Source organism: Allosphingosinicella sp. (assembly GCF_036570505.1).
In the GTDB taxonomy this organism is placed as follows: domain Bacteria; phylum Pseudomonadota; class Alphaproteobacteria; order Sphingomonadales; family Sphingomonadaceae; genus Allosphingosinicella.
In genome coordinates, this window is sequence record NZ_DATCYB010000083.1 from 1 (window position 1) to 23,108 (window position 23,108).

22 protein-coding genes, 1 tRNA gene and 2 pseudogenes are annotated in these 23,108 nt (G+C 66.2%); 16 read left to right on the top strand and 9 right to left on the bottom strand.

Annotated features, from left to right (window positions below):
- The 5 genes and pseudogenes from VIR62_RS10315 to VIR62_RS10335 form a co-directional block, all read left to right on the top strand.
- Positions 1 to 475, top strand: a pseudogene (locus tag VIR62_RS10315) (ribonuclease E/G); the annotation flags it as partial.
- Between the two features lie 94 nt (positions 476 to 569).
- A complete protein-coding gene (locus VIR62_RS10320) occupies positions 570 to 1,952 on the top strand; it encodes a M48 family metalloprotease (RefSeq protein WP_431871017.1) in 1,383 nt (460 codons plus the stop codon).
- On the top strand, positions 1,952 to 2,713 hold the full coding sequence (locus VIR62_RS10325) for a DsbA family protein (protein WP_431871018.1): 762 nt from the start codon (positions 1,952 to 1,954) through the stop codon (positions 2,711 to 2,713). Before VIR62_RS10320 ends, VIR62_RS10325 begins: the two co-directional genes overlap by 1 nt.
- A gap of 38 nt (positions 2,714 to 2,751) precedes the next feature.
- On the top strand, positions 2,752 to 3,231 hold the full coding sequence (locus tag VIR62_RS10330; protein WP_431871019.1) for an OsmC family protein: 480 nt from the start codon (positions 2,752 to 2,754) through the stop codon (positions 3,229 to 3,231).
- The gene (locus VIR62_RS10335) at positions 3,228 to 3,398 is read left to right on the top strand and encodes a glutathione S-transferase (RefSeq protein ID WP_431871021.1); all 171 of its coding nucleotides are present in this window, start codon (positions 3,228 to 3,230) and stop codon (positions 3,396 to 3,398) included. Before VIR62_RS10330 ends, VIR62_RS10335 begins: the two co-directional genes overlap by 4 nt.
- 3 nt (positions 3,399 to 3,401) lie before the next feature.
- Here the strand turns inward: VIR62_RS10335 and VIR62_RS10340 are convergent, their stop codons facing one another.
- Complete coding sequence (locus VIR62_RS10340; protein ID WP_431871022.1) at positions 3,402 to 4,070, bottom strand: RlmE family RNA methyltransferase; 669 nt, start codon at positions 4,068 to 4,070, stop codon at positions 3,402 to 3,404.
- On the bottom strand, positions 4,067 to 5,122 hold the full coding sequence (locus VIR62_RS10345) for a Ppx/GppA phosphatase family protein (protein WP_431871024.1): 1,056 nt from the start codon (positions 5,120 to 5,122) through the stop codon (positions 4,067 to 4,069). Before VIR62_RS10345 ends, VIR62_RS10340 begins: the two co-directional genes overlap by 4 nt.
- Positions 5,123 to 5,282: 160 nt before the next feature.
- Here VIR62_RS10345 and VIR62_RS10350 point away from each other — a divergent pair.
- The 4 genes from VIR62_RS10350 (at position 5,283) to VIR62_RS10365 (ending at position 8,754) form a co-directional block, all read left to right on the top strand.
- A tRNA-Gln gene (locus VIR62_RS10350) sits at positions 5,283 to 5,356 on the top strand.
- Positions 5,357 to 5,435: 79 nt separating this feature from the next.
- Positions 5,436 to 6,152, top strand: coding sequence for a PP2C family protein-serine/threonine phosphatase (locus tag VIR62_RS10355; RefSeq protein ID WP_431871026.1), 717 nt, complete (start codon positions 5,436 to 5,438; stop codon positions 6,150 to 6,152).
- A 124-nt stretch (positions 6,153 to 6,276) separates the two neighbouring features.
- Positions 6,277 to 7,989, top strand: coding sequence for a dipeptidyl-peptidase 3 family protein (locus tag VIR62_RS10360; protein WP_431871028.1), 1,713 nt, complete (start codon positions 6,277 to 6,279; stop codon positions 7,987 to 7,989).
- Positions 7,990 to 7,992: 3 nt separating this feature from the next.
- The gene (locus VIR62_RS10365) at positions 7,993 to 8,754 is read left to right on the top strand and encodes an alpha/beta hydrolase family protein (RefSeq protein ID WP_431871030.1); all 762 of its coding nucleotides are present in this window, start codon (positions 7,993 to 7,995) and stop codon (positions 8,752 to 8,754) included.
- A gap of 3 nt (positions 8,755 to 8,757) precedes the next feature.
- Here the strand turns inward: VIR62_RS10365 and VIR62_RS10370 are convergent, their stop codons facing one another.
- From VIR62_RS10370 to VIR62_RS10380, 3 genes are read right to left on the bottom strand one after another with little or no spacing between them, the layout of a single operon-like run.
- On the bottom strand, positions 8,758 to 9,909 hold the full coding sequence (locus VIR62_RS10370) for an osmoprotectant NAGGN system M42 family peptidase (protein WP_431871032.1): 1,152 nt from the start codon (positions 9,907 to 9,909) through the stop codon (positions 8,758 to 8,760).
- Complete coding sequence (gene ngg, locus VIR62_RS10375) at positions 9,890 to 11,656, bottom strand: N-acetylglutaminylglutamine synthetase (RefSeq protein ID WP_431871033.1); 1,767 nt, start codon at positions 11,654 to 11,656, stop codon at positions 9,890 to 9,892. Before ngg ends, VIR62_RS10370 begins: the two co-directional genes overlap by 20 nt.
- A complete protein-coding gene (locus tag VIR62_RS10380; RefSeq protein ID WP_431871035.1) occupies positions 11,656 to 13,431 on the bottom strand; it encodes an N-acetylglutaminylglutamine amidotransferase in 1,776 nt (591 codons plus the stop codon). The genes ngg and VIR62_RS10380 overlap by 1 nt, the downstream gene beginning before the upstream one ends.
- A 128-nt stretch (positions 13,432 to 13,559) precedes the next feature.
- Between VIR62_RS10380 and VIR62_RS10385 the strand changes: the two genes are divergently transcribed.
- The 4 genes from VIR62_RS10385 to VIR62_RS10400 all read left to right on the top strand — a co-directional run bounded on the left by VIR62_RS10385 (position 13,560) and on the right by VIR62_RS10400 (position 17,542).
- Positions 13,560 to 14,483, top strand: a complete 924-nt coding sequence (locus tag VIR62_RS10385) for a glutaminase (RefSeq protein ID WP_431871037.1) — start codon at positions 13,560 to 13,562, stop codon at positions 14,481 to 14,483.
- A gap of 350 nt (positions 14,484 to 14,833) precedes the next feature.
- Positions 14,834 to 16,273 (top strand): cytochrome ubiquinol oxidase subunit I, encoded by a 1,440-nt coding sequence (locus tag VIR62_RS10390; RefSeq protein ID WP_431871039.1) that lies wholly within the window; start codon positions 14,834 to 14,836, stop codon positions 16,271 to 16,273.
- Between the two features lie 151 nt (positions 16,274 to 16,424).
- On the top strand, positions 16,425 to 17,426 hold the full coding sequence (cydB, locus tag VIR62_RS10395) for a cytochrome d ubiquinol oxidase subunit II (RefSeq protein ID WP_431871040.1): 1,002 nt from the start codon (positions 16,425 to 16,427) through the stop codon (positions 17,424 to 17,426).
- The gene (locus VIR62_RS10400; RefSeq protein ID WP_431871042.1) at positions 17,423 to 17,542 is read left to right on the top strand and encodes a DUF2474 family protein; all 120 of its coding nucleotides are present in this window, start codon (positions 17,423 to 17,425) and stop codon (positions 17,540 to 17,542) included. Before cydB ends, VIR62_RS10400 begins: the two co-directional genes overlap by 4 nt.
- 6 nt (positions 17,543 to 17,548) lie before the next feature.
- Here the strand turns inward: VIR62_RS10400 and VIR62_RS10405 are convergent, their stop codons facing one another.
- The gene (locus tag VIR62_RS10405) at positions 17,549 to 18,451 is read right to left on the bottom strand and encodes a hypothetical protein (RefSeq protein ID WP_431871044.1); all 903 of its coding nucleotides are present in this window, start codon (positions 18,449 to 18,451) and stop codon (positions 17,549 to 17,551) included.
- A 79-nt stretch (positions 18,452 to 18,530) separates the two neighbouring features.
- Here VIR62_RS10405 and VIR62_RS10410 point away from each other — a divergent pair, with 79 nt between their 5' ends.
- Positions 18,531 to 18,896: a DUF423 domain-containing protein gene (locus tag VIR62_RS10410; RefSeq protein WP_431871045.1), complete on the top strand. Its 366-nt coding sequence runs from the start codon at positions 18,531 to 18,533 to the stop codon at positions 18,894 to 18,896.
- Here the strand turns inward: VIR62_RS10410 and VIR62_RS10415 are convergent.
- Positions 18,883 to 19,155, bottom strand: a complete 273-nt coding sequence (locus VIR62_RS10415) for a DUF4242 domain-containing protein (protein WP_431871047.1) — start codon at positions 19,153 to 19,155, stop codon at positions 18,883 to 18,885. The two genes, VIR62_RS10410 and VIR62_RS10415, sit on opposite strands and share 14 nt — an antisense overlap.
- A gap of 150 nt (positions 19,156 to 19,305) precedes the next feature.
- Between VIR62_RS10415 and typA the strand changes: the two genes are divergently transcribed.
- Positions 19,306 to 21,138, top strand: a complete 1,833-nt coding sequence (gene typA, locus VIR62_RS10420) for a translational GTPase TypA (RefSeq protein WP_431871049.1) — start codon at positions 19,306 to 19,308, stop codon at positions 21,136 to 21,138.
- A gap of 71 nt (positions 21,139 to 21,209) precedes the next feature.
- Positions 21,210 to 21,807 (top strand): annotated as a pseudogene (locus tag VIR62_RS10425) (IS5 family transposase); the annotation flags it as partial.
- Between the two features lie 246 nt (positions 21,808 to 22,053).
- On the opposite strand, the gene VIR62_RS10430 reads toward VIR62_RS10425, so the two are convergent.
- The gene (locus VIR62_RS10430) at positions 22,054 to 22,449 is read right to left on the bottom strand and encodes an EVE domain-containing protein (protein ID WP_431871051.1); all 396 of its coding nucleotides are present in this window, start codon (positions 22,447 to 22,449) and stop codon (positions 22,054 to 22,056) included.
- Positions 22,450 to 22,458: 9 nt separating this feature from the next.
- A complete protein-coding gene (locus VIR62_RS10435; protein WP_431871053.1) occupies positions 22,459 to 23,067 on the bottom strand; it encodes a cytochrome b in 609 nt (202 codons plus the stop codon).
- Positions 23,068 to 23,108 lie beyond the last annotated feature (41 nt).

Sequence of the window (23,108 nt, forward strand, 5' to 3'; positions counted from 1 at the left end):
CGATGCCGAGCCCGTGACCGAGGCGCCCGCCGTCGAGGCCGGCGAGGACAAGCCGAAAAGGGCTCGCCGCCGTCCGCGCGCCCGCAAGAAGGAAGAGGAAGAGGGCGAGGGTGCGGCCGCGCCGACCCCCGAGGCGCCGTCCGGCGAACTCGTGATCGAGCCTGTGCCGGAAATGGCCGAGGAACCCGCGCCGACGCCGAAGCGCAGCCGCCGCAAGAAGGCCGAGCCGAAATCCGAGGCGCCCACCGAAGTGGCTCCCGCCCCGGAAGCAGCGCCCCAGGCGGCCAACGACAGCGAAGAATCGGCCGAGAAGCCGAAGCGGCGGAGCCGCGCCAAAAAGGCGCCGGAGCCGTCCCCGGAAGCGCCGATGCTCGAGCGCCAGTCGGCCGACATGAGCGCGGGCGCTGGTGAGGAAATCGACGGCGAGGAAGGATCGCCGCGACGCGGCTGGTGGCAGCGCACCTTCGGCGGTTGATCGCCTGACGGTATGATCGGGTCCGCGCCTCTGCTAAGCCGGGGGCCGGCCCGTTTCATGTCGGGTTCAGGCGTGGATGAGGATAGGGCGAGCCATGGCTGACGCTTCCCAGACGTCGCGCAAGCGGGGCAATTTCCTTGGCCGGCTGCTCATGCTGCTGGCCCTGAGCTTCGCCATGGTCGTCCAGCCCGCGATGGCGCAGTCCGTGCTGCGCGACGCCGAGACGGAGGCGTTCTTCCGCGACATGTCCCGGCCCCTCAAGGAGGCCGCCGGACTTCAGCCCGACAACGTCCAGATCGTCCTGCTCCACAGCGACGACATCAACGCCTTCGTCGCCGGCGGCCAGGTTGTCTATGTTTTTTCCGGCCTGGTCACCGCCGCCGAGTCCGCCAACGAGGTGCAGGGCGTCATAGCGCACGAGCTCGGCCATATCACCGGCGGCCATGTCGTCCATTTCGGCGACAATATGAAGGTCGCCACCAGCATCACGCTGCTTTCGCTGCTCCTCGGCGCGGCGGCGATGGCGGCGGGCGCCGGCGAGGCGGGGGCCGGGATCATGGCGGCGGGCCAGCAGGCGGCGATGACCCAGTTCCTCGCCTACAGCCGCACGCAGGAATCCTCGACCGATCAGGCGGGGGCCAAATATCTGTCGAAGGCGGGCATCAGCGGCAAGGGCTCGCTCTCCTTCTTCCGCCGGCTCCAGAATATGGAGTTCCGCCTCGCCATCCCGCAGGACAACGCCTACGCCCGGACCCACCCGCTTACCGGCCAGCGCATCAGCGTGCTGGAAAGCATGTACCAGAAGGATCCGGCCTGGGACACGCCGACCGATCCCGCGCTCGAGGCGCGTTTCCAGCGGATCAAGGCGAAGCTCGCCGGCTATGTCCTCGATCCGAAGCAGACGTTGATCCGCTATCCGGAATCCGACCAGAGCATTCCCGCCCGCTATGCCCGCGCCTATGCCTGGCACAAGAGTGCCTACCCCGACAAAGCGGAGCACGAGATCGACAGCCTGCTCGCCGAGAAGCCCGACGATCCCTATTTCCTGGAGCTGAAGGGTCAGATCCTGCTCGAATCCGGCAAGCCTGAGCAGGCGCTGGCCTCGCTGCGCAAGGCGGTCGAGATCGCGCCCAGGGAACCGCTCATCTCGGCCCTCCTCGGCCACGCTCTGATCGCGACCGAGGACGGCGACAATTTCGAGGAGGCCAAGAAGGTTCTGAAGACCGCGGTGGTGCGCGACAACAGCAATCCCTTCGCCTGGTATCAGCTCGGCATCGTCTACGACCGCGAGGGCGACCATGCCCGTGCCTCGCTCGCCACCGCCGAGCGGCATAATCTCGAAGGTCGGTCGAGACTGGCGCTTGTCAGCGCGGAGCAGGCGATGCAGGGCATTCCCCAGGGCACGCCCGACTGGATACGCGCACAGGACATCGCCATGGTCTCCCGCACGGCCGTCGAGAAGGAAAAGAAGAGATAGTGGCCGAGATTTCGGGCGAGCCGCGCGGCGCGGCCGAAGGCAGTTCATCGGCATGGCGAAAGAGCCTGGGAGCAGGTCTCGTCGGCTTGCTGATCGGCGGCGCGGTGGTGGCGCTCGCGACCCAGAGCGGCAGGCTGTCCTCGGACCCGGACCGGGAGCGGGTCGAGCGGATCGTCCGCGACTATCTCCTGGCCCATCCCGAGGTCATCCCCGAAGCCATCGAAAAGCTTCAGCAGCGGCAGTTCGCGCAGGCGATCGGCGCCAACCGTGCGGCCTACGAGACTCCCTTCGCCGGCGCCTGGGCAGGCGCGAAAGACGGCGACGTCGTGCTGGTCGAATTCTTCGACTATGCCTGCGGCTTCTGCCGCCAGAGCAATCCCGATATCGAACGCCTGCTCAAAGAGGACGATAATCTGAAAGTCGTGTGGCGCGAGCTTCCGGTTCTGGGGCCGGGCAGCGAGGCGGCTGCCGCGGTCAGCCTCGCCGCGGCGAGGGGAGGCGATTTCGGCGAATTCCATGACACGCTCTTCGAGCTTGGTCGTCCCACCGAGGCCAATATCGCGAAGGCGAAAAAGGCGGTGGGCGTGACGGCGACCGTTTCACCCGCCAACGTCCGCGCCGAGCTCGAAAAAAACTACCAGCTGGCCCGCGCCGTCGGCGCGACCGGAACGCCGACCTTCGTCGTCGGCGACCAGGTGTTGCAGGGTGCCGTCGGTTACGAGGCGCTGAAGACGGCCATCGGCGAGGCGCGCGCGAAATAAACGCCGTCCTGCCGGACGGCTCTGTCGATGGAGGGATCATGGCGAGGGAGCATCGCTACGGCGTCGGGCTGACCTGGACCGGCAATGAGGGCAGCGGAACATCCTCCTATCGCGCTTATGGCCGCGCTCACCTGTTGAGCGGCGGAGGCAAGCCCGATATTCCCGGTTCGTCCGACCCGCATTTTCGAGGCGATCCCTCGCGCTGGAATCCGGAGGAGCTGCTGGTCGCGGCGCTGTCCGCCTGCCATCAGCTCGCCTATCTCCACCTCTGCGCCACGGCCGGCATCGTCGTGACCGCCTATGAAGACGCGGCCGAGGGCGTGATGATGGAGGAGCCGGGTGGGGCCGGCCAGTTTTCGAGCGTCGTGCTCCGCCCGAAGGTCACGGTCGCGGCGGGCGCCGATGCCGAAAAGGCGAACGCCCTTCATCACGAGGCGCATGCGGTCTGCTTCATCGCCCGCTCGGTGAACTTTCCGGTGACGCACGAGCCGGTGATCGAGGTCGAGGAGGTGGCATGACACGATTGCTATTGAAGGACGCGGCGACCTGCCCCTGGTCCGGTAATCCGGTCGCCGAGGATTCGCTCACCCGCTATCGCGGCCATGTGGTCGGCTTCTGCAACCCTGGCTGCCGCGACAAGTTCGAACGGGCGACGGCGGCGTTCGACAAGGTGATAGGAAGGTAGCCGTTATCCGCCCTTGAATCCCTGAGCGACCACATACCATTCCGACGAGCCCTTTCGGCTGGCTGGCGGCTTGGCATGCTTCACCGTCGCGAAGTTGCGCTTGAGCTCGGCCACCAGCGCGGAATCCGCACCGCCCGCCAGAACCTTGGCGACGAAAGAGCCGCCGGGCCGCAGCACCTCGGTCGCGAACAGCAGGCCGGCCTCGACGAGGCCCATGGTGCGCAAATGATCGGTCTGCGGATGGCCGACGGTGTTGGCGGCCATGTCGGAGAGGACGAGGTCGGCCGGGCCGCCGAGCGCTTCCTTGAGCCGATCGGGCGCCTTTTCGTCCATGAAGTCCATCTCGAGGATCGTGACACCGTCGAGTGGATCGGTGGGGAGAAGGTCGATGCCGACCACGCTCGATTGCGGAAGCCTTTGCCGCACGACCTGGCTCCAGCCCCCCGGCGCGATGCCGAGGTCGACGACGCGCTTCGCGCCCTTCAGAAAGCCGAACCGCTCATCTAGCTCGATCAGCTTGTAGGCCGCCCGCGAGCGATAGCCTTCCGCCCGGGCGCGCTTCACATAGGGATCGTTGAGCTGCCGCTCCAGCCAGCGGGTGGAGCCGACCTTTCGTCCCTTGGCCGTCTTCACGCGGGTCTTGAGGCCGCCGCTCCTTCCGGAGGCGCTCATATCTTGTGGCCGTCGCGCGCCATCAGCGAGCGCAATATGCCCTCGCGGATGCCGCGGTCGGCGACGCCCAGCGTCTTGGCCGGCCAGATGTCCATGATCGCTTCCAAGATCGCGCAACCGGCGACGACCAGGTCGGCGCGCTCATGGCCGATGCACGGCAGGCCGGAACGCTCCGCCAGCGACATGCGCGACAGCATCGTGCTGACCTCGCGCATCGAATCGGCCGGCACCATCAGCCCGTCGATCGCCTTTCGGTCGTAGCTTGGCAGGGCCAGGTGCACGCTCGCCAGCGTGGTCACCGTGCCGCTCGTCCCCATCAGGCGGATATTCTCCTTGTCGGCCGGCAACAGCTCGACGAAGCGGCGGAAGGCGTGGCGCACGCGCTCGCGCATCCGCCCATAGGCGGCGAGCCGTTCCTCGGCGTCGGTAAAATCGCGGCCCTCGCTCTCGGTCAGGGAAACGACGCCCCAAGGTGCGCTCCACCAGCATTTTATGCGGGGCGTGTGGCCGCCGTCCGTGTCGATCAGCACCAGTTCGGTCGAGCCGCCGCCTATGTCGAAGATCAGGGCCGGACCGTCCCCCGGTTCGAGGAGCCGGTGGCAACCGAGCATCGCCAGCCGCGCTTCCTCCTCGGGCGCGATGATGTCGAGCGCGATCCCTGTCTCGTTATAGACCAGTTCGACGAAATGGCGTCCGTTGACGGCGCGGCGGCACGCCTCGGTCGCCACCGACCGGGCGAGCGACACGCGTCGGCGGCGAAGCTTCTCGGAGCAGACGGACAGGGCGGAGAGTGCGCGGTCGATCGCCGCTTCGCTGATCCGGCCGCTGGCGGCGAGGCCTTCGCCGAGCCTCACGACCCGCGAAAAGGCGTCGATGACGGTGAAGCCGTTCTCCACCGGTCGCGCGACCAGAAGCCGGCAATTGTTGGTCCCCAGATCAAGCGCGCCATAGGTGTGCCGAGGGGAATACCGCCGCTGGAAAGGGCGGGCTGGGGCCGCTTGAGCCGGCACGGGTCCCGGCGTTTGCGGAGCCGTGGCGGCCATTTGCGCCATGCTCGAAACCAATCTTATGTTCTCGTTCAGGCGACGCATTGCCGCCCTTGACTTGCCGTTAAATTACATGGGTTGCCGCGTCGGGGCAAGCGCGTGGCCTATGGGCACCGGCAAGCAGCGTTGACAGCCCCCGCCGCGCCGCCTATTTCGCGCCCCTCTCTGCCCCGTCGTCTAATGGTAAGACTACGGACTCTGACTCCGTCAATCGTGGTTCGAATCCACGCGGGGCATCCAGCCATCTTCGCGTTGCCGGTGCTGGCCGATTTCTTGAGCATCGACTATCGTCCTGTCCTTCGGCAGGAGATGTGGGCGCGTGCCAATTCAGCGGTCCTGCGCCGCCTGGGCGGCGACCGACATCGGCCTTGTCAGGGCGGGCAACGAGGATGTCTGCGCCGTTCCGGGATGGCGATCGGGTCCGGAGCGGGAGCGCTGGTGCGGCTCCCTCTCCGCGAATGGCGGCTGGGCCCTGGTCGCCGATGGCATGGGCGGGCACGCGGCGGGCGATGTGGCGAGCGCGTTGGCCGTCGAGGCGTTGGCGCCGTGGATGCTTGGGCTCGCCGATCGAGACCAGGTCGCCGCCGCGCTCGATACGGCTAATGCGCGCCTCTATGGCGCGGTCGCGACGGCGCCCGCGCTCGCGGGCATGGGCACGACGGTCGCCGGTGTCGTGCTCCACGACAATGAAGTGCTGGCGTTCAATGTCGGCGACAGCCGGATATATGCGTTGACCGGTACCGGGCTCGTCAGGATCAGCGAGGATCATGCCCTCGGCGGCGGAGTTTTGACGCAATGCTTAGGCGGTTCGCGCCATCCGATACCTCTCGATCCGCTGGTCGCGAGAGTCAGATGGGAGGATGTCGACCTCATCCTCCTTTGCTCCGACGGGCTCACCAACATGGTGGACGATGCCGGCATCGCCGGGCTCCTCCTCGCCAGGCCGGAAAACCCGGCGGATGCGTTCGTCGAGGCGGCGCTGGCGGCGGGCGGGATCGACAATGTCACCGTCGTTGTCATCGAACCGCCGCGCTGACCCCCTCCACTGCACCCGAACAGCCGTTGCCGCGTTGGTGGAAGCGGAAAAGCCGTGCCGCCGCCGTTCCAATTCGCGCGCTGGGCCGCTAAGCCGCTGACAACGAACTTCGAGGAGAGAGTCCATGCGTAAAGCGATCCTGGCTCTGCTGATGGTAACGACAGCGGCCTGCACGACGACCCCGCCGGTCGAGAACCCGCCCTTGCCGCCCGCGTTCGAAGCGCAGCCGGCTCCCGAGGCGCCGCCGCCGGGCGAGGAGGCGGGATACGATCTTGCCGCGCAGCGCGCCAAGATCGCTAAGATCGAGATGAACCCGGACACCAGCTTCCTCAGTGCGGAGGAGCGGCAGGTGGTGAACCTGCTCATCCAAGCGGCCGACCTGATGAATCCCATCTATCTTCGCCAACGCTATGTCGAGAATCCGCAAATCCGGACCGCGATCGAACGAACGCGGCGCGCCGACCAGGCGCTTCTGCTCGACATGTACGACCTCCATTTCGGGCCGTGGGACACGCTCGCCGAGAACCATCCTTTCTGGGGGACGACCGAGTGGCCGGAGGGCGCGGGCTTCTATCCGACCGACCTCACCAAGGCCGAGTTCGACGCCTATCTCGCCGCGCACCCGGACCAGAAGGAGGCGCTGACCAGCGGCTACACCGTGGTGCGCCGCCAGGGCGACCAACTCGTCGCCGTGCCGTACAGCGAGGAATATAAGCAGTGGCTGGAGCCGGCGGCGAAGCTCCTCGAACAGGCGGCGGCGATCACCGGCAACGCCAGCCTCAAGAAATTCCTGACGCTCCGCGCCGAGGCGTTCCGGACGAACGAATATTATGAGTCCGAGCTCGCCTGGATGGACCTCAAGGACACGCCGATCGAGGTCGTGGTCGGGCCGTACGAGGTCTATACCGACCGTCTCTACGGCACCAAGACCGCCTTCGAGGCCTTCGTCACGGTCAAGGACCCCGAAGCGAGCGGCGACCTGGACAAATACAAGGCCATGCTTCGCGACATGGAGGCGAATCTCCCGATCGAAGACCGCTACAAGAATTTCGAGCGCGGCTTTGAATCGCCGATCATCGTCGCCGACCAGGTCCAGGGCGGCGGAGACAATGTGCCCGGCGTCCAGACCATCGCCTTCAACCTGCCGAACGACGAGCGCGTACGCGAGGCGAAGGGCGCGAAGAAGGTGATCCTGGCGAACGTGCTCGGCGCCAAATACGACCGCATCCTCGCGCCGATGGCGCCGTTCATCCTGGTGCCGGAACAGGCCAAGCTGGTCAGCAAGAAATATATGACCAACGAAACCTTGTTCCATGAGCTGTCGCACAGCCTCGGGCCGGGCACGATCACGGTCGACGGGCGCGAGACGACGGTCAACGCCGAGCTGAAGGAGGTCTATTCCGCCAGCGAGGAGGGCAAGGCGGACGTCATGGGCGTCTACAACATCCTCTACATGATGGAGCGGGGCGAGCTCCCCGCCGCCGAGCGCGAGCAGGCGCTGGCTACCTATTTCGCCGGCATCTTCCGCGCCGTCCGCTTCGGCATCGACGAGGCGCACGGGCGTGGCGCCGCCGTTCAGTACAGCTACCTGAAGGAGAAGGGCGCCTTTACCTGGGACGAGGCCCAGCAGCGCTACCGCGTCGACTATGACAAGATGGAGGCGGGCATCGGCGACCTCGTTGCCGAACTCGTCCGCCTGCAGGGCAATGGCGACTACGAAGGCACCAAGGCCTTCTTCGAACGCTACGCCCGGCTCGACGAGAATGTCGAGACAGTGCTGGCCAATACCAGCGACATCCCGGTCGACATCCAGCCCATCTATCCGGAGTCGGTGTAGCGGGTGGCCGGTTCCACGGAAGCGTTGACCTTCGACAACGGCCGGGGCGCCCGCCTCGCCGCGCGGTTGGAGAGGGCGGGCGGCGAGGTGCGGGGCGTGGCGTTGTTCGCGCCCTGCTTCACCTGCGGAAAAGACTATATCGCCGCGGTGCGGATCGCGCGGCGGCTGGCGGCGCTCGGCATCGCCACGCTGCGGCTCGACTTCACCGGACTCGGCGACAGCGAGGGCGATTTCGGCAAGGCAGGTTTCTCAGACCATGTCGAGGATTTGATCGCCGCCGCGTCATTCCTGGACTCGCGCGGTGACGCGTCGGCGCTGCTGGTCGGCCATAGCCTCGGCGGCGCGGCCGTCATCGCGGCGGCACCGCGCATCGCCTCCGCGAAGGCCGTCGTTACGATTGGCGCCCCGTTCGACGTCGAGCATGTGCTCGAGCATTTCGGCCCCGCGCTCGAGCGGATCGAGGCGGAGGGAGAGGCGGAAGTCAAACTGGCTGGCCGAGAGTTTCGGGTCAGCCAGGAGTTCCTCGCCGAGACGCGCGGGCACGACCAGGCGGCGCGGTTGGCGGAGCTGGGCCGCGCCCTCCTCATCCTCCACGCGCCGACCGACGAGGTGGTCGGCATCGACAATGCCGGCGAGATATTCCAGGCAGCGCGGCACCCCAAAAGCTTCGTCTCGCTCGATGGTGCCGACCATCTTCTGACCGGGTCGCGCGACGCCGATTATGCGGCCGACGTCATTTCGGCCTGGGCGGGGCGCTGGCTGTAGCCGTCATTCCGGCGGCGGAGGCACATCTTCATGTTGAGGCGCCGGTTCGCTAGGCTGGTCGGTGAAGCCTTCGATGCCGGCGAGCTCCTCGACGTCGCGGCTGATTTCCACGTCGCTGGCCGCGTAAAGCACCGTCAGCTCGGCCAGCGAATTGAGGGCGTGCATGTGGATGCGCTCATAGCCGTGGCTGGCGTCGATGCCGAAGGTGATGAGCGCGGTGCGAACGTCCGCGCCGCCCTCGAGCGCCGAGGCGCTGTCGGAGCGATAGTAGCGGAAGACGTCGCGCTGGTGGTGGATGTTGTTCTGCTCGCAGAGGCGAATGAGCTTGCGCGTCAGGTGATAATCGAAGGGCCCGACCTGGTCGGCCATGGCGATGGTGGCGCCGAATTCGGAGCTGTTCTGCCCCGGCGCGGTGGTGCCGTTGTCGATCGAGACCATCGAGACGACGTGGTCGAGCAGCACCGATGAGGCGCCCGAACCGACCTCCTCGGTGATGGTGAAGATGAAGTGGATGTCGACCGGCGTTTCGATCTCGCCGTCGACCATCGCCTTCAGCGCCGCCAGAGAGACCGCGCAGCCCGCCTTGTCGTCGAGATGGCGCGAGACGATGTAGCCGTTGTCGAGAAACTCCGGCTGCGGATCGATGGCGACGAAATCGCCGACATTGATGCCGAGAGCCTCGGTGCTGCCGCGATCGTAGCTGTCGGCGTCGACGCGGACCTCGACCTGGCTCCAGGCGACCGGTTGCGTGTCCACCTCGACATTGAAGGTGTGGCCGGAGGCTTTCAGCGGCAGGATGGAGCCGCGCAGGGAGCCCTCGTCGGTGAAGAGCGTGACCCGTGCCCCTTCGGCGAAGCGGGACGACCAATGGCCGATCGGCACCAGCTCCAGCCGGCCATTCTCCTTGATCCGCTTCACCGTCGCGCCGAGCGTGTCGAGATGGGCGACGACGGCGCGCGCGCCTTCAACCTGCTTGCCCCGATAGCAGGCGAGGATCGCGCCCCGGCGGGTGACGCTATGGCCGATGCCGAGCCGGTCCAGCTCCTCGCTGACATGGCGGACGATCGTGTCCGTGTAGCCGGTCGGGCTGGGAATGGAGAGGAGTTGCTTCAGCTGCTCCTTCAGATAATCGCTATCAATGTCCGGTGACGGCATCGTGCCTCCTTGCATGGTCGCGTGCGGCCGCCGGCATGCTCATCGGGAAGAGCAGGTCGATGAAGCGCTCCGCCGTCGGTTGAGGTTCGTGATTGGCGAGGCCGGGGCGCTCATTGGCTTCGATGAAGACATAGGCCGGCTCGGCGGGGTCTTTCACGATGAAATCGACGCCGACGACGGGAATGTCGATCGCGCGCGCCACCGTCACCGCCGCCTCGACGAGGCGCGGGTGGACAAGCTCGGTCACGTCGTGGATCGTGCCGCCGGTATGGAGGTTGGCCGCCTTGCGCACGGGAAAGCTTACGCCTTCGTCGGGCACATCGTTCAGCCGATAGCCCGCCTTGGCGACGCAACGCTCGGTTTCCGGGTCGAGCGGGATAGTGGATTCGCCGCCGGTCGCGGCGGAGCGCCTGCGGCTTTGACGCTCGATCAGCGCCTTCACGCTATCGCGGCCATTGCCGACGACCTCGGCCGGTCTTCGGATCGCGGCGGCAACAAGCTTGTAAGCGATGACTATCAGCCTCAGGTCATCGCCGTTGTGGAAGCTCTCGACGATGACGCGATCCGAATGGGCGGAAGCGTTGGTGATCGCGGTCTCGACGCTCTCCATCGTATCGAGATCGACGGCGACGCCGCGCCCCTGCTCGCCGCGCGCGGGCTTCACGACCAGCGAGCCCCCGCGTTCGAGGAGCGCCTGCACCGCTTCCCTGTCGTCCGCCTCGACCTGTTCCGGAACGCTCACGCCGGCGGCCTCGACGATACGCCGGGTCATGGGCTTGTCGTCGCAGATGGAAAGGGCGACGGCGCTGGTGAGTTCGCTCAAGCTCTCGCGGCATTTGATGACGCGGCCGCCCGAGGAGAGCTGGAAGAGGCCGCCGGCCACGTCGAGCACGTCGACGCCGATGCCCCGGCGCCGCGCCTCGTTGATGATGATCCGGGCATAGGGGTTCATGTCCTTGGCCGGGTCGTGGCCGACGAACAGCCGTTCGTTGATGACGTTGCGGCGCTTGACCGAGAAGAGCGGGAGGCGGGTGAAGCCGAGCTTTTCGTAAAGCGCGATGGCGCCTTCATTGTCGTGCAGCACCGAGAGGTCCATGCAGCCGGCGCCGCGGGCGATGAAATGCTCGGCCAGCCAGCGCGTCAGCGCCTCGCCGACAGCGGCGTGGCCGGTCTGCGGGTCGACCGCCAGGCACCAGAGCGATGAGCCCTTCTGCGGATCGTCGAAGGCACGGATATGATCGACGCCCGTGACGGTGCCGATCACGGCGCCGGTCTCTTCGTCCTCGGCGACGAAATAGACGAGCTCGCGCCGCTCGCCGCGGCTTTCGAAGAAGTCGGGGCGGACCTGGACCATGTTGCCGAGCGCATAGAGGCGGTTCACCGCTTCGGCGTCGGCGTCCGCGATCATCCGGCGGATGAAAAAGCCCGACGGCTTGCGCGCCCAGCGCCGGTAGGTGGCGAGGTTGAGCCGGTAAGTGTGCGAGGGATCGAGGAAGAGCTCGGCCGGCGCGGTGCCGATGAGGACATGCGGGTCGCTGACATAGATGGCGATGTCGCGCTGCTCGGGGCCCTCGGCGCGGATTTCGGAGACGAGATGATCGACATCGTCGAAGGTGTTGGCGAAGAGCAGGCGTCCCCAGCCGCAGTCGACGATGGCATTGGGCTCGGGCCGCTCGCCCTCGACATAATGATGCTGGCGGTGCACCCGCTCCAGCCGGGCTTCGCTCTTTCGCTGCCGCCGGCGCATCAGCCGACGCCCTGTTGCTGGAGCCAGAGTTCGAGCAGGCCGACCTGCCAGAGCTCCGAGCCCCGCAGCGGCGTGATGTGGCCGCTCGGATCGTCGAACAGGGTCTGGAGATAATCGCGGTCGAACAGGCCGCGCTCCTTCGCCGCCTGGCTGGTGAGGGCGTCGCGGACCAGGTCGAGATAGGGCCCCTCGATATATTTGAGCGCGGGAACCGGAAAATAGCCCTTGGGCCGGTCGATGACCTCGGCGGGGATGACCTTGCGCGCGACGTCCTTCAAAATACCCTTGCCGCCGCCGGCGAGCTTCAGGTCGGATGGAATGCGCGCGGCGAGTTCGGCCAGCTCATGGTCGAGGAAGGGCACGCGCGCCTCCAGTCCCCACGCCATGGTCATGTTGTCGACCCGCTTCACCGGATCGTCGACCAGCATCACGTTGCTGTCGATGCGAAGCGCCTTGTCGACCGGATCGTCGGCGCCGGGGCCCGCAAAATGGGTGCGCACATATTCGAGCGGCAGGGTTCCGTTCCGCCATTCCGGCCCGAGTTGCCGGTGCAGCGCGGCGGCGTCGCGATCGAAGAAGGCTTTCGCATAGGTCTCGACCGGATCGTTGGCGCCGGCCATCGGCGGATACCAGTGATAGCCGCCAAAGACCTCGTCGGCGCCCTGGCCGGACTGCACCACCTTGATGTGCTTCGCGACCTCGCGGGAGAGGAGATAGAAGCCGACATTGTCGTAGCTTACCATCGGTTCGGCCATCGCCGCGATCGCGCCGGGCAGTTCCTTCAACAAGTCGGACGAGGGGATGAAGAGCTGGTGGTGGTCGGTGCCGTAATGGTTGGCGATCAGGTCCGAATATCTGAACTCGTCGCCCTTCTCGCCATGGGCTTCCTCGAAGCCGATCGAGAAGGTGGAAAGGCCGTGCTGGCCCATCTCGGCGAGGAGGCCGACGATCAGGCTGGAATCGACCCCGCCGGAGAGCAGCACCCCCACCGGCACGTCGGCCACCATCCGCCGTTCGACGGCGGTGCGGAGGCCGGCGTGGAGCAGTTCCTCCCAATCCGCGGTCGTGCGAACGGCATCGTCCGCCGTCGCGCCGAAGGGCGGATCCCAATAGACATGCTCCTGGCTGCAGCCGTCCGCTTCGATCACGCGCACCGTGGCGGGCGCCATCTTTCGAACGCCCTTCAGGATCGTCCAGGGCGGCGGCACGACCGCGTGCCAGCTCATGTAGAATTGCAAAGCCTCGGGGTCGATCGAGGTGTCGACGCCGCCCGCCGCGACGATGCCCGGGAGGGTCGAGGCGAAGCGCAGCCGTTCCGGCGTCTCCGAATAATAAAGTGGCTTGATCCCGAACCGGTCGCGGGCGAGCACGACGCGCCCGCTCTCGCGCTCGTGGATGGCGAAGGCGAACATGCCGTGGAAGCGCTTCACGCACTCCGTGCCCCAAGCGTGAAAGGCCTTGAGGATCACCTCCGTGTCGCCGCCGGAGAAGAAGCGGTAGCCTTGTCCCTCCAGCTCGTCGCGCAGCGCCTGGTAATTGTAGATGCAGCCGTTGAAGACGATGTCGAGCAGGAGGTCCGGATCGCTCAGGGGCTGCGCCGACCGGTCGGAAAGATCGATGATCTTGAGCCGCTGGTGGCCCAGGCCCACCCGGCCCCGCATCAGCTGGCCGCAGGCGTCGGGCCCGCGACGCTCCTGGCTCGCCATCATCCGGGCGACAGCGCCGGCGTCGGCGTTGCCGCCGTTGAAATGAATCTCACCCGCTATGCCGCACATGGGCAGCGGGACTCGTCGATACTATGGAGCATGCCTTTAAGGGTAAGGATGTAGACGGTCATTACAACCGCAGGGCCCCAATTGGCTCCCGCTTTGCAAAATCGACGCGGCTCTGGGACAAGGTCGATATGGATATCGAGACCATCCTCGCCGACGTCGCCGCCGCCGTCGAACCCCATCGTGGCGCGGGCAAGGTCGCCAGCTACATCCCGGCGCTCGCCGAGGTCGATCCGCGCAAGTTCGGCATCGCGATCGTCGACGGGCAGGGGAAATGCCACGGCGCCGGCGACTGCGACGAGCCCTTCTCGATCCAGAGCATCTCCAAGGTCTTCACCTTCGGCCTGGCGCTGGAGCGCGTCGGCCCCGCGCTGTGGAAGCGGGTCGGGCGCGAGCCTTCAGGAAGCCCGTTCAACTCCATCGTCCAGCTCGAGCGCGAGAGCGGCGTTCCGCGCAACCCGCTGATCAATCCCGGCGCGATGGTCGTTACCGACCAGCTCATCGGCGATGGCGCCGCCGATGCGTTCATCGACGACTTGCTGGCGCTGCTGAGAGAGGAAGCCCAGGACGACGGTATCTTCATCGACAGCCGCGTGGCCCTGTCGGAATCGGAGACCGGCTCCCGCAACCGTAGCCTCGCCTGGTTCATGAAGGCATTCGGCCGGCTCGACAACGACGTGGAGACCGTGCTCTCCGCCTATTTCCGGCACTGCGCCCTGGCCATGTCGTGCCGCCAACTCGCCCGCGCGGCGCTGTTCCTCGCCTTCGACGGCCGCGACCCGGTGACGGGTCGGCGCGTCGTCGCCTCGCGCCGCTGCCGCCGCATCAACGCCATGATGATGCTGTGCGGCCATTACGACAATTCGGGCGAGTTCGCGTTCCGCATCGGCCTTCCGGGCAAGAGCGGCGTCGGCGGCGGCATCCTCGCCATCGCGCCGGGCAAGGGCTCGATCGCCGTGTGGTCGCCGGGCCTCAACAGTGCGGGCACGAGCCAGGTCGGCGCGCTCGCGCTCGAAAAGCTGGTCGAGCGCACCGGCTGGTCGGTGTTTGGCTAACCCGACCTACAAGCCTTGGAATTACTCTCGTTCGCCCCGAGCGAAGTCGAGGGGCGTGTGTGATGAGTTCGTGCCAGCGCCCCTCGACACGCTCGGGACGAACGGAGATGTAGCTAGCACCCCCGCTAGAAAATGATCGCTCCCGCCAGGAACGCGACGGCGGCGATGATCCAGTCCCGCTGCTGCATGCTCTTGATGAAATCCATGACACACTCCTTTTGACGGCGAAACGAAGGAGGTTGGTCATGGTTGCAGCCGCCGCAAGCGCGGCGCCGCGAATAACAGCCGATCGGGGTGGATATCCGCGCCCGATGGTTTAGGAAGCGCCGAACCGTTGGAGATCATGCACGGTGACGGACGCTGAGACGGCCCTTCTGCTGGCGCGAATCCAGTTCGCGTTCACCATCTCGTTCCACTTCATCTTCCCCGCTTTCTCGATCGGCCTCGCTTCCTATCTGGCGGTGCTCGAAGGGCTGTGGCTGAAGACGGGAAAGGAGGTTTACCTCAACCTCTTCCGCTACTGGATGAAGATATTCGCCATCGCCTTCGCGATGGGCGTCGTCTCCGGCATCGTCATGTCGTACCAGTTCGGCACCAACTGGTCGGTCTTCTCCGACAAGGCCGGACCGGTGATCGGGCCGCTCATGGCCTATGAGGTGCTGACCGCCTTCTTCCTGGAGGCGGGATTTCTCGGTGTCATGCTGTTCGGCATGAACCGTGTTGGGAAGGGTCTCCACTACTTTGCGACCCTGATGGTCGCGGCCGGCACATTGCTCTCCGCCTTCTGGATCCTGTCGGCGAACAGCTGGATGCAGACGCCGGCCGGGTGGGCGATGAACGAGCAGGGGCAGTTCGTGCCGGCCGGAAGCTGGATCGACATCATCTTCAATCCGAGCTTTCCCTACCGGCTCGTCCACACCGTCATCGCGGCCTTCCTGACGACGGCGTTGGTCGTGGGCGGAGTAGGCGCCTGGCATCTCCTCAAGGGCCGCGACCTGCCGGATGTCAGGAAGATGTTTTCGATGGCGATGTGGATGGCGGCTTTGGTGGCGCCCATCCAGATAGTCGTCGGCGACCTTCACGGCCTCAACACGCTCGAGCACCAGCCGCAGAAGGTGATGGCGATGGAGGGCCATTTCGAAAGCTATCCGAACGGCGCGCCGCTGATCCTCATCGGAATCCCGGATTCTGAGGAGGAGACGGTGCATGCCGCGATCGAGATACCGAACCTCTCATCCCTCATCCTCCACCACGGACTACACGAGCCGGTCGAGGGGCTGAAGACGATCCCGCGCGATGAGCGGCCCCCGGTGGAGATCGTCTTCTGGTCGTTCCGCGTCATGGTCGGACTCGGCTTTCTCATGCTCGCGCTCGGCCTCTGGAGCCTTCTCGCCCGCGCCCGCCGGCGCCTCTACGACTGGCGCTGGTTGCACCGCTTTGCGTTGGTGATGGGCCCGGCGGGATTCGTCGCGGTCATCGCCGGCTGGATCACCACCGAGGTCGGCCGCCAACCCTACGTGGTCTACAATCTGCTCCGCACCGAGGACGCCGTGTCGCCGCTCGCCTCGCCCGCCGTCGGTGCCTCGCTCGTCGCCTTCGTCATCGTCTATTTCACCGTCTTCGCGGCCGGGACGCTCTACATATTGAAGCTGATGGCCCATCCGCCGCACCCGGGCGAGCCCGAGCCCGCCGAGGCCCCGATCCGCACCGCCGGCATCACCCCCGCCGCCTCGGTCGGCCATGGCGGCGCGGATCAGCGTCCGGACAGAAGCGAGGGAGCGGAAGGATGAGACGGACTCTAAATCCTCCCCGGCACGGGGAAGGGGACCATGCGAAGCATGGTGGGGGGCCCCGATTGCCACGCGCGGAGCCCCCTCCACCACGCCGCTTCGCGCCGCGGTTCCCGTCCCCGTCCCGGGGAGGATTGTGGAGGCTGTGCTCATGAATCCCGACCTCACCGTCATCTGGGCTTTCATCATCGCCTTCGCCGTGGCGGCCTATGTGGTGATGGACGGATTCGATCTCGGCATCGGCATTCTCTTCCCGCGCTTCACCGTCGGCAAGGAGCGCGACCAGGCGATGAACGCCGTCGCGCCGGTCTGGGACGGCAATGAGACCTGGCTGGTGCTCGGCGGGGGCGGGCTGATGGCGGCTTTTCCGCTTGCTTACGCCATCATCCTCCCCGCCCTCTACGCGCCGCTCATCGCGATGCTGCTGGGCCTGGTCTTTCGCGGCGTCGCCTTCGAATATCGCTGGCGTGATCCCGGTCACCGCAAATGGTGGGATGCAGGTTTCTTCCTCGGCTCCCTCGTCGCGACGTTCGCGCAGGGTATTACATTGGGCGCCCTGCTCCAGGGTATCACCGTCGAGGGCCGCGCCTATGCCGGCGGCTGGTGGGAATGGCTGTCGCCCTTCAGCCTGCTGACCGGCGTCAGCCTCGTCATCGGCTACGCCCTGCTCGGCGCCACCTGGCTCATCTGGAAGACCGAAGACCGCCTGCACGAAGACGCGCGCCGCTTTGCCCGGTGGCTGATGCCGGCCCTGCTGGTCGCCATCGGCCTCGTCAGTCTGGCGACGCCGTTCGTCGAGCCGAAATATTATCTGCGCTGGTTCGATTTCCCGGGACTTTTGGTGGCGGTGCCGATGCCGCTCTTTTTCGGCGCGGCGGCGCTAACCTTGTGGTGGAGCATCGGGCGGGGGAGGGACTGGATGCCGTTCCTGTTCACGCTCGTCATTTTCGCCCTGACGATGGTCGGGCTCGCCATCTCGATGTGGCCGGACGTCATTCCGGGCCGCGTCTCGATCTGGGAGGCGGCCGCGCCGGAAAGCAGCCAGATATTCATGCTCGTAGGCTCGGTCGTGCTGATCCCGCTGATCCTCGGCTACACCGCCTGGTCCTACTGGGTCTTCCGCGGCAAGGTCGGCGAGGATGGTTATCATTGAGCGGTGCCGCGCCCGGTCCGCTGTGGAAGCGCCTCGCCTGGTTCATCGGCCTGTGGACGGCGAGCGTCGCCGTGATCGGCACGGTGGCGTGGTTTCTCAGATTGTGGATCGCCTGATCGGACTTACGCGCAGGCCCTGCGGTCGGGACTGCCCTCGCCCTGGCGCTCGCCGAATTCCGCAAGCGCGGCCGCCATGCTGTCCGCGAACTGGTCGCCGACTATCTCGGCGTAACAGGCGACGGACTCGCCGCTGCTGCGCAACTGCGCGTCGATCAGCGGCAACAGCTTCCGGCGCCGGGCTTCGTCCGTGACGAGATTCAGGATGCGATCGCGGTAGCCGGCGCGGACGGCGTCGGCCTCCAGGCGGCCATTCCGGCCTTCCCGGCCGGGCAGCCGCGATATCGCGTCGAGCGCGCCGACGCGATCCAGGATGCGCCATCCGGGGAACGGTTCCCGATCCTTGAAATCGTGCAGGATCACCGGATGCTCCGTCCCGGCCGCGAAGGCGGAAATATAGCGGCCATGATCGAAGCAATAGCACCAGTAAGGCGTCGCCCTTTCGCCCGGCGACGGATCGAGGATCATCATCATGCCGTCGCGCAACACCTCGCACAGCATGGCCAGCGGATCGGCGAACACATGATGCTGGAGCTGCGCGTAGAGGCTGGCGAAATATTCGCCGGGATCGCGGACGCAGATATGCCATTCGATCCCCTCCACGCCTGACGCGAGCGCCGCCGCCTCGATCGATGCGGCGGTCCCACGGTCGAATATCGCACCCTCAAGATCCTCGGACGACAGGATGATGGTGTGGCAGCCGGCGATGCGGGCCTCGCCCACCATGGTTTCGATCGCGGACGTGTCGCCGCGCAATATGTCCCAGGCGCCGAAGTGGTGCGCGGGATAGCCGGGCTGCTTCTGATAATAGACGCCGCGGCCGAGCAGCGCCTCGTGATTGTCGTTGAAGATGTGCTGCAGGTAGGTCGAGCCCGTCTTGTGAAGACCCATATGCACGATCAGCCGCATGTTCACTTCCCCCGCATCATTACCGTGCATCAGTGAGACAGAATAGCTAACGCGGCGTTAACCGAGAGGAGCAGAGGCCATGTCCGGAAAATCTATCCTTCTCGCCGGCGCGCTCCTCGCCGCGACCGGTGTGACGCTCGGCGCATTCGGCGCCCACACCCTTGGCGATACGCTGGGAGAGCGGCAAATGGGCTGGTGGGAGACGGCCGTCCAATATCAGATGTGGCACGCGGTGGCGCTTGTCGCGATCGCGGCCTTGCCCATGCGGCGCACGGGGCTTGCCGCCGCCTGCCTTGCGCTGGGCGCCGGCATCTTTTCGGGGACGCTCTACGTGATGGCGCTGACCGGATTCCGCTGGCTCGGCATGATCACGCCCCTCGGCGGCATCCTGATGATCGCGGGCTGGCTGCTGCTCGCCTGGCGTGGCTTCTTCACTCGGCGGTAGTGGGATCGATCGTCGCGCGCACCTGGGCGATGCTGTTGGCGGGGAAGCCCGCGGTCTCGGCATGCCGCCGGATGAGATCCTCGCTCGGCGCGCGGTAGATGCAGTAGATCTTGTCGTCGGTAACGTAGCTATGGACCCACTGGATTTCCGGGCCCAGGTCCCGCAGCACGCTGCACGAGCCCTGCGACGCGCCCTTGAGGTCGTCCTGGCTCAATTGTCCGGCGCCCGGCATCTCTCGTTCAATCACGAACTGCGGCATCGTTTTCGCTCCCTTTCCGAAGGAGCGCCAGACTTGCGCCCGTTCGCGTCCCGAGTCCATAATGTCTATTCGCGCCCGAAACGTGCCCTTGTTGCGGCGCAATATCGCGCGTATAGGCGCGCGATATTTCGCTCCATCGGGAATTTTTGAATGAGCCTCCGCAACGTGGCGATCATCGCCCACGTCGATCATGGCAAGACGACGCTTGTCGACCAGCTTTTCCGCCAGTCCGGCACCTTCCGCGACAACCAGCGCGTGGAAGAGCGCGCCATGGATTCGAGCGACCTGGAAAAGGAGCGCGGGATCACCATCTTGGCCAAATGCACCTCCGTCGAGTGGGAGCATGACGGCCAGACGACCCACATCAACATCGTCGACACGCCCGGCCACGCCGATTTCGGCGCCGAGGTGGAGCGGATCCTGTCGATGGTCGACGGCGTCATCCTACTCGTCGACGCGGCCGAGGGGCCGATGCCGCAAACCAAGTTCGTCACCGGCAAGGCGCTGGCGCTGGGCCTGAAGCCGATCGTCGTCGTCAACAAGATCGACCGCCCCGACGCGCGGCCGGCGGAAGTGCTCGACGAATGTTTCGAGCTGTTCCTCAGCCTCGACGCCAATGACGAGCAGCTCGATTTCCCGACCCTCTACGCGAGCGGCCGCAACGGCTATGCCGGCCTCACCGACGACGTCCGCTCGGGCGACCTGACGCCGATGTTCGAGACCATCGTCAGCCACGTCCCCGCGCCCGGCCTCGATCCGAAGGGCGAGTTCAAGATGCTCGCGACCCTCCTCGACCGCGACCCGTTCCTCGGCCGCATCCTCACCGGCCGGATTGAGAGCGGCAAGCTCGACGTCAACATGCCGATCAAGGCGATCGACGTCGACGGCAACCCCGTAGAGGACGGCCGCGCCACCAAGGTCTTCGCCTTCCGCGGCCTCGACCGCGTGGCGGTGGAAAGCGCCCAGGCGGGCGACATCGTCGCCATTGCCGGCCTCACCAAGGCTACGGTCTCAAACACTATCGCGTCGCCGACCGTCACGGTCCCGCTCCCGGCCCGCCCGATCGATCCGCCGACCCTGGCGATGAGCTTTTCGGTCAACGACAGCCCCTATGCCGGCCGCGACGGCGACAAGGTGCAGAGCCGCGTCATCCGCGACCGGCTGGAGCGCGAGGCCGAGGGCAATGTCGCCATCCGCATCACCACCGCGCACGATAATGACAGCTTCGAGGTCGCCGGCCGCGGCGAGCTTCAGCTGGGCGTCCTTATCGAGACGATGCGCCGAGAGGGCTTCGAGCTGTCGATCAGCCGCCCCCGCGTCCTCTTCCGCGACGGCCCCAATGGCCGCGAGGAGCCCTACGAGACGGTCGTCGTCGACGTCGACGACGAGCATTCGGGCACGGTCGTCGAGAAGATGGCCCAGCGCAAGGGCGAGATGACCGACATGCGTCCCTCGGGCGGCGGCAAGACGCGCCTCACCTTCTCCGCGCCCAGCCGCGGCCTCATCGGCTATCACGGCGAGTTCCTCAGCGACACGCGCGGCACTGGCATCATGAACCGCCTGTTCGAGAAATACGGCCCCTACAAGGGCCCGATCCAGGGCCGCCAGAACGGCGTCCTCATCTCGATGGAGCAGGGCGAGGCGGTCGCCTATGCCCTCAACGCGCTGGAGGATCGCGGCATATTGTTCATCTCCCCCGGCGACAAATTGTACGAGGGCATGGTGATCGGCGAGAACGCCAAGCCGCAGGACCTGGAGGTCAACCCGCTCAAGTCCAAGCAACTCACCAACTTCCGCGCCTCGGGCGGCAAGGACGACAGCATCCGCCTGACTCCGCCCAAGCGCATGACCCTGGAACAGGCCATCGCCTACATCCAGGACGACGAGCTGGTCGAAGTGACGCCGAAGGTTATTAGGATACGGAAGCGATATCTGGATCCGCATGAACGCAAGCGCGCGTCGCGGAAGTCGGAGGCGGCTTAGGCTCAGGATCTATTAGGGGATTCTGCTGGGCGCGATGATCTGATTCAATGGCGGCGTCAGGAGGCGTTGCCATGAGTGATCTGTTTTGGTTGTCGGAGGCGCAGATGCGCCGGATCGAGCCGCATTTTCCGTTGTCGCATGGAGTGCCGCGGGTCGACGATCGGCGGGTGATCAGTGGGATCATCTTCGTGATCCGTAACGGGCTGCGCTGGCGGGATGCGCCCAAGGATTACGGCCCGCACAAGACGATCTACAATCGCTTCGTCCGCTGGAGCCGGCTGGGCGTGTTCAACAAGATCTTTGCTGCGCTCGCGGCCAAGGGCGGCAAGCCGGATCGGCTGATGATCGACGCCACCCACCTCAAGGCGCACCGCACCGCCGCCAGCCTGTTAAAAAAGGGGTTGTTGCCCGACGTATCGGGCGCACCAAGGGGGGCTGAACTCGAAGCTGCACGCGATCTGCGACGGCCACGGCCGACCGCTGGTGATGTTGCTCAGCGAAGGCCAGATGAGCGACTACACGGGCGCCGCGCTGATGCTCGACGCGCTGCCCAAGGCCAGGGCACTGCTCGGCGACCGGGGTTACGATGCCGACTGGCTGCGGCAAGCCCTGGCTGATCGTGGGATCGAGCCGTGCATCCCGTCCAAGACCAACCGCAAAGCGCCGATCCCTACAGCCGCTCTCCTGAGTCATATCCTGGCCGATTCGCCACCAAGCCAGGAGACTCGCCATGCCTGTCCTGAGCAGCGCCGGACCGCAGACGACCGCAGGTCGCTGGCCAGTTCCGGCGAGCCTCCGGAAATCTCCCTTCGCGGCTTTGCGTCTTCGCGTGCCGAAAAAGGGAGTTTGTCTCACGCAAAGACGCGAAGACGCCAAGAAGGACGGGGTTGCAGCTTCGCTGAAAGGCGGGCGGTGCTAGCCCGCCATCTTGAGGATCGCCTGCCATTCCTCATCGCGTACCGGGCTCACCGACAGACGGGACTGGCGGACGAGCTCCATCTTGGCCAGGCTGGGCTCGGCCTTGACCTGCTTCAGCGTCACCGGAACGAGCGGCTTTACCGGCTCGACGGGGACCTTGACCCAGGCGCCGTCCTCGCCGTCGGGCTTGCCCTCGCCGGCGATGCGCATGATGCCGACGACGGCGCGCTCGTTGCCGCTATGGTAGAAGAAGGCTTCGTCGCCCGGCTTCATGGCGCGCAGGTGCAGGCGGGCGGCGTTGTTGCGGACGCCGTCCCAGTCGGTCGCGCCGTCGCGGACGAGGTCGTCCCAGCTGTAGACGTCAGGCTCCGATTTCATCAGCCAGTAGGCCATGCGTGTCCTTTAGTTGACGGGGACGGTGGGCGTGCCGTCGCGTTCGCGCAAGGGCGGCATGCGGCCTTCGGCGCGGGTGCGGTCGAAGAACTGGTGCTTGAGCGCGGCCGCCACGTGGAGGACGATGAGGGCGATGGTGATCCTGACCAGCGCCTCGTGGATGCCGCCGATGGTCTCGCCGAGCGCTTCGGAGATGCCGGGGATGAGCGGGAGCGGGATTCCGCCGACGAGGCTTGTCGTCGCCTCATCCGCGCCGCCCGAGACGGCGAGGAGGCCGGTCAGCGGCAGGACGATGAGCAGGAAGTAGAAGATACGGTGGTTCCAGACCGCCGCGATGCGCTCCCAGCGCGGCAGCTCGATCGGGAAGGGCGGCGGCTTGTGGGCCAGCCGCCAGGCGAGGCGGATGAGGGAGAGAATGAGGATCGTCGCGCCGATCGTCTTGTGCCAAGTGAACCACTCGCCGCGCTCGGGGCCGGGCTCCATGCCGTGGAAGGTGAAGCCGACATAGACCTGGGTCAGCAGCAGGACGACGGTGGTCCAGTGGATGGCGACGGCGACATTGTTGTAGCGCAGAATGGTGTCCGGCTGCGGGACGGCTTCGGGCACGGTCGTGGTCATGGACGAATCCTTTCGCCTCGTTGCGTGGACAGAACATTCAT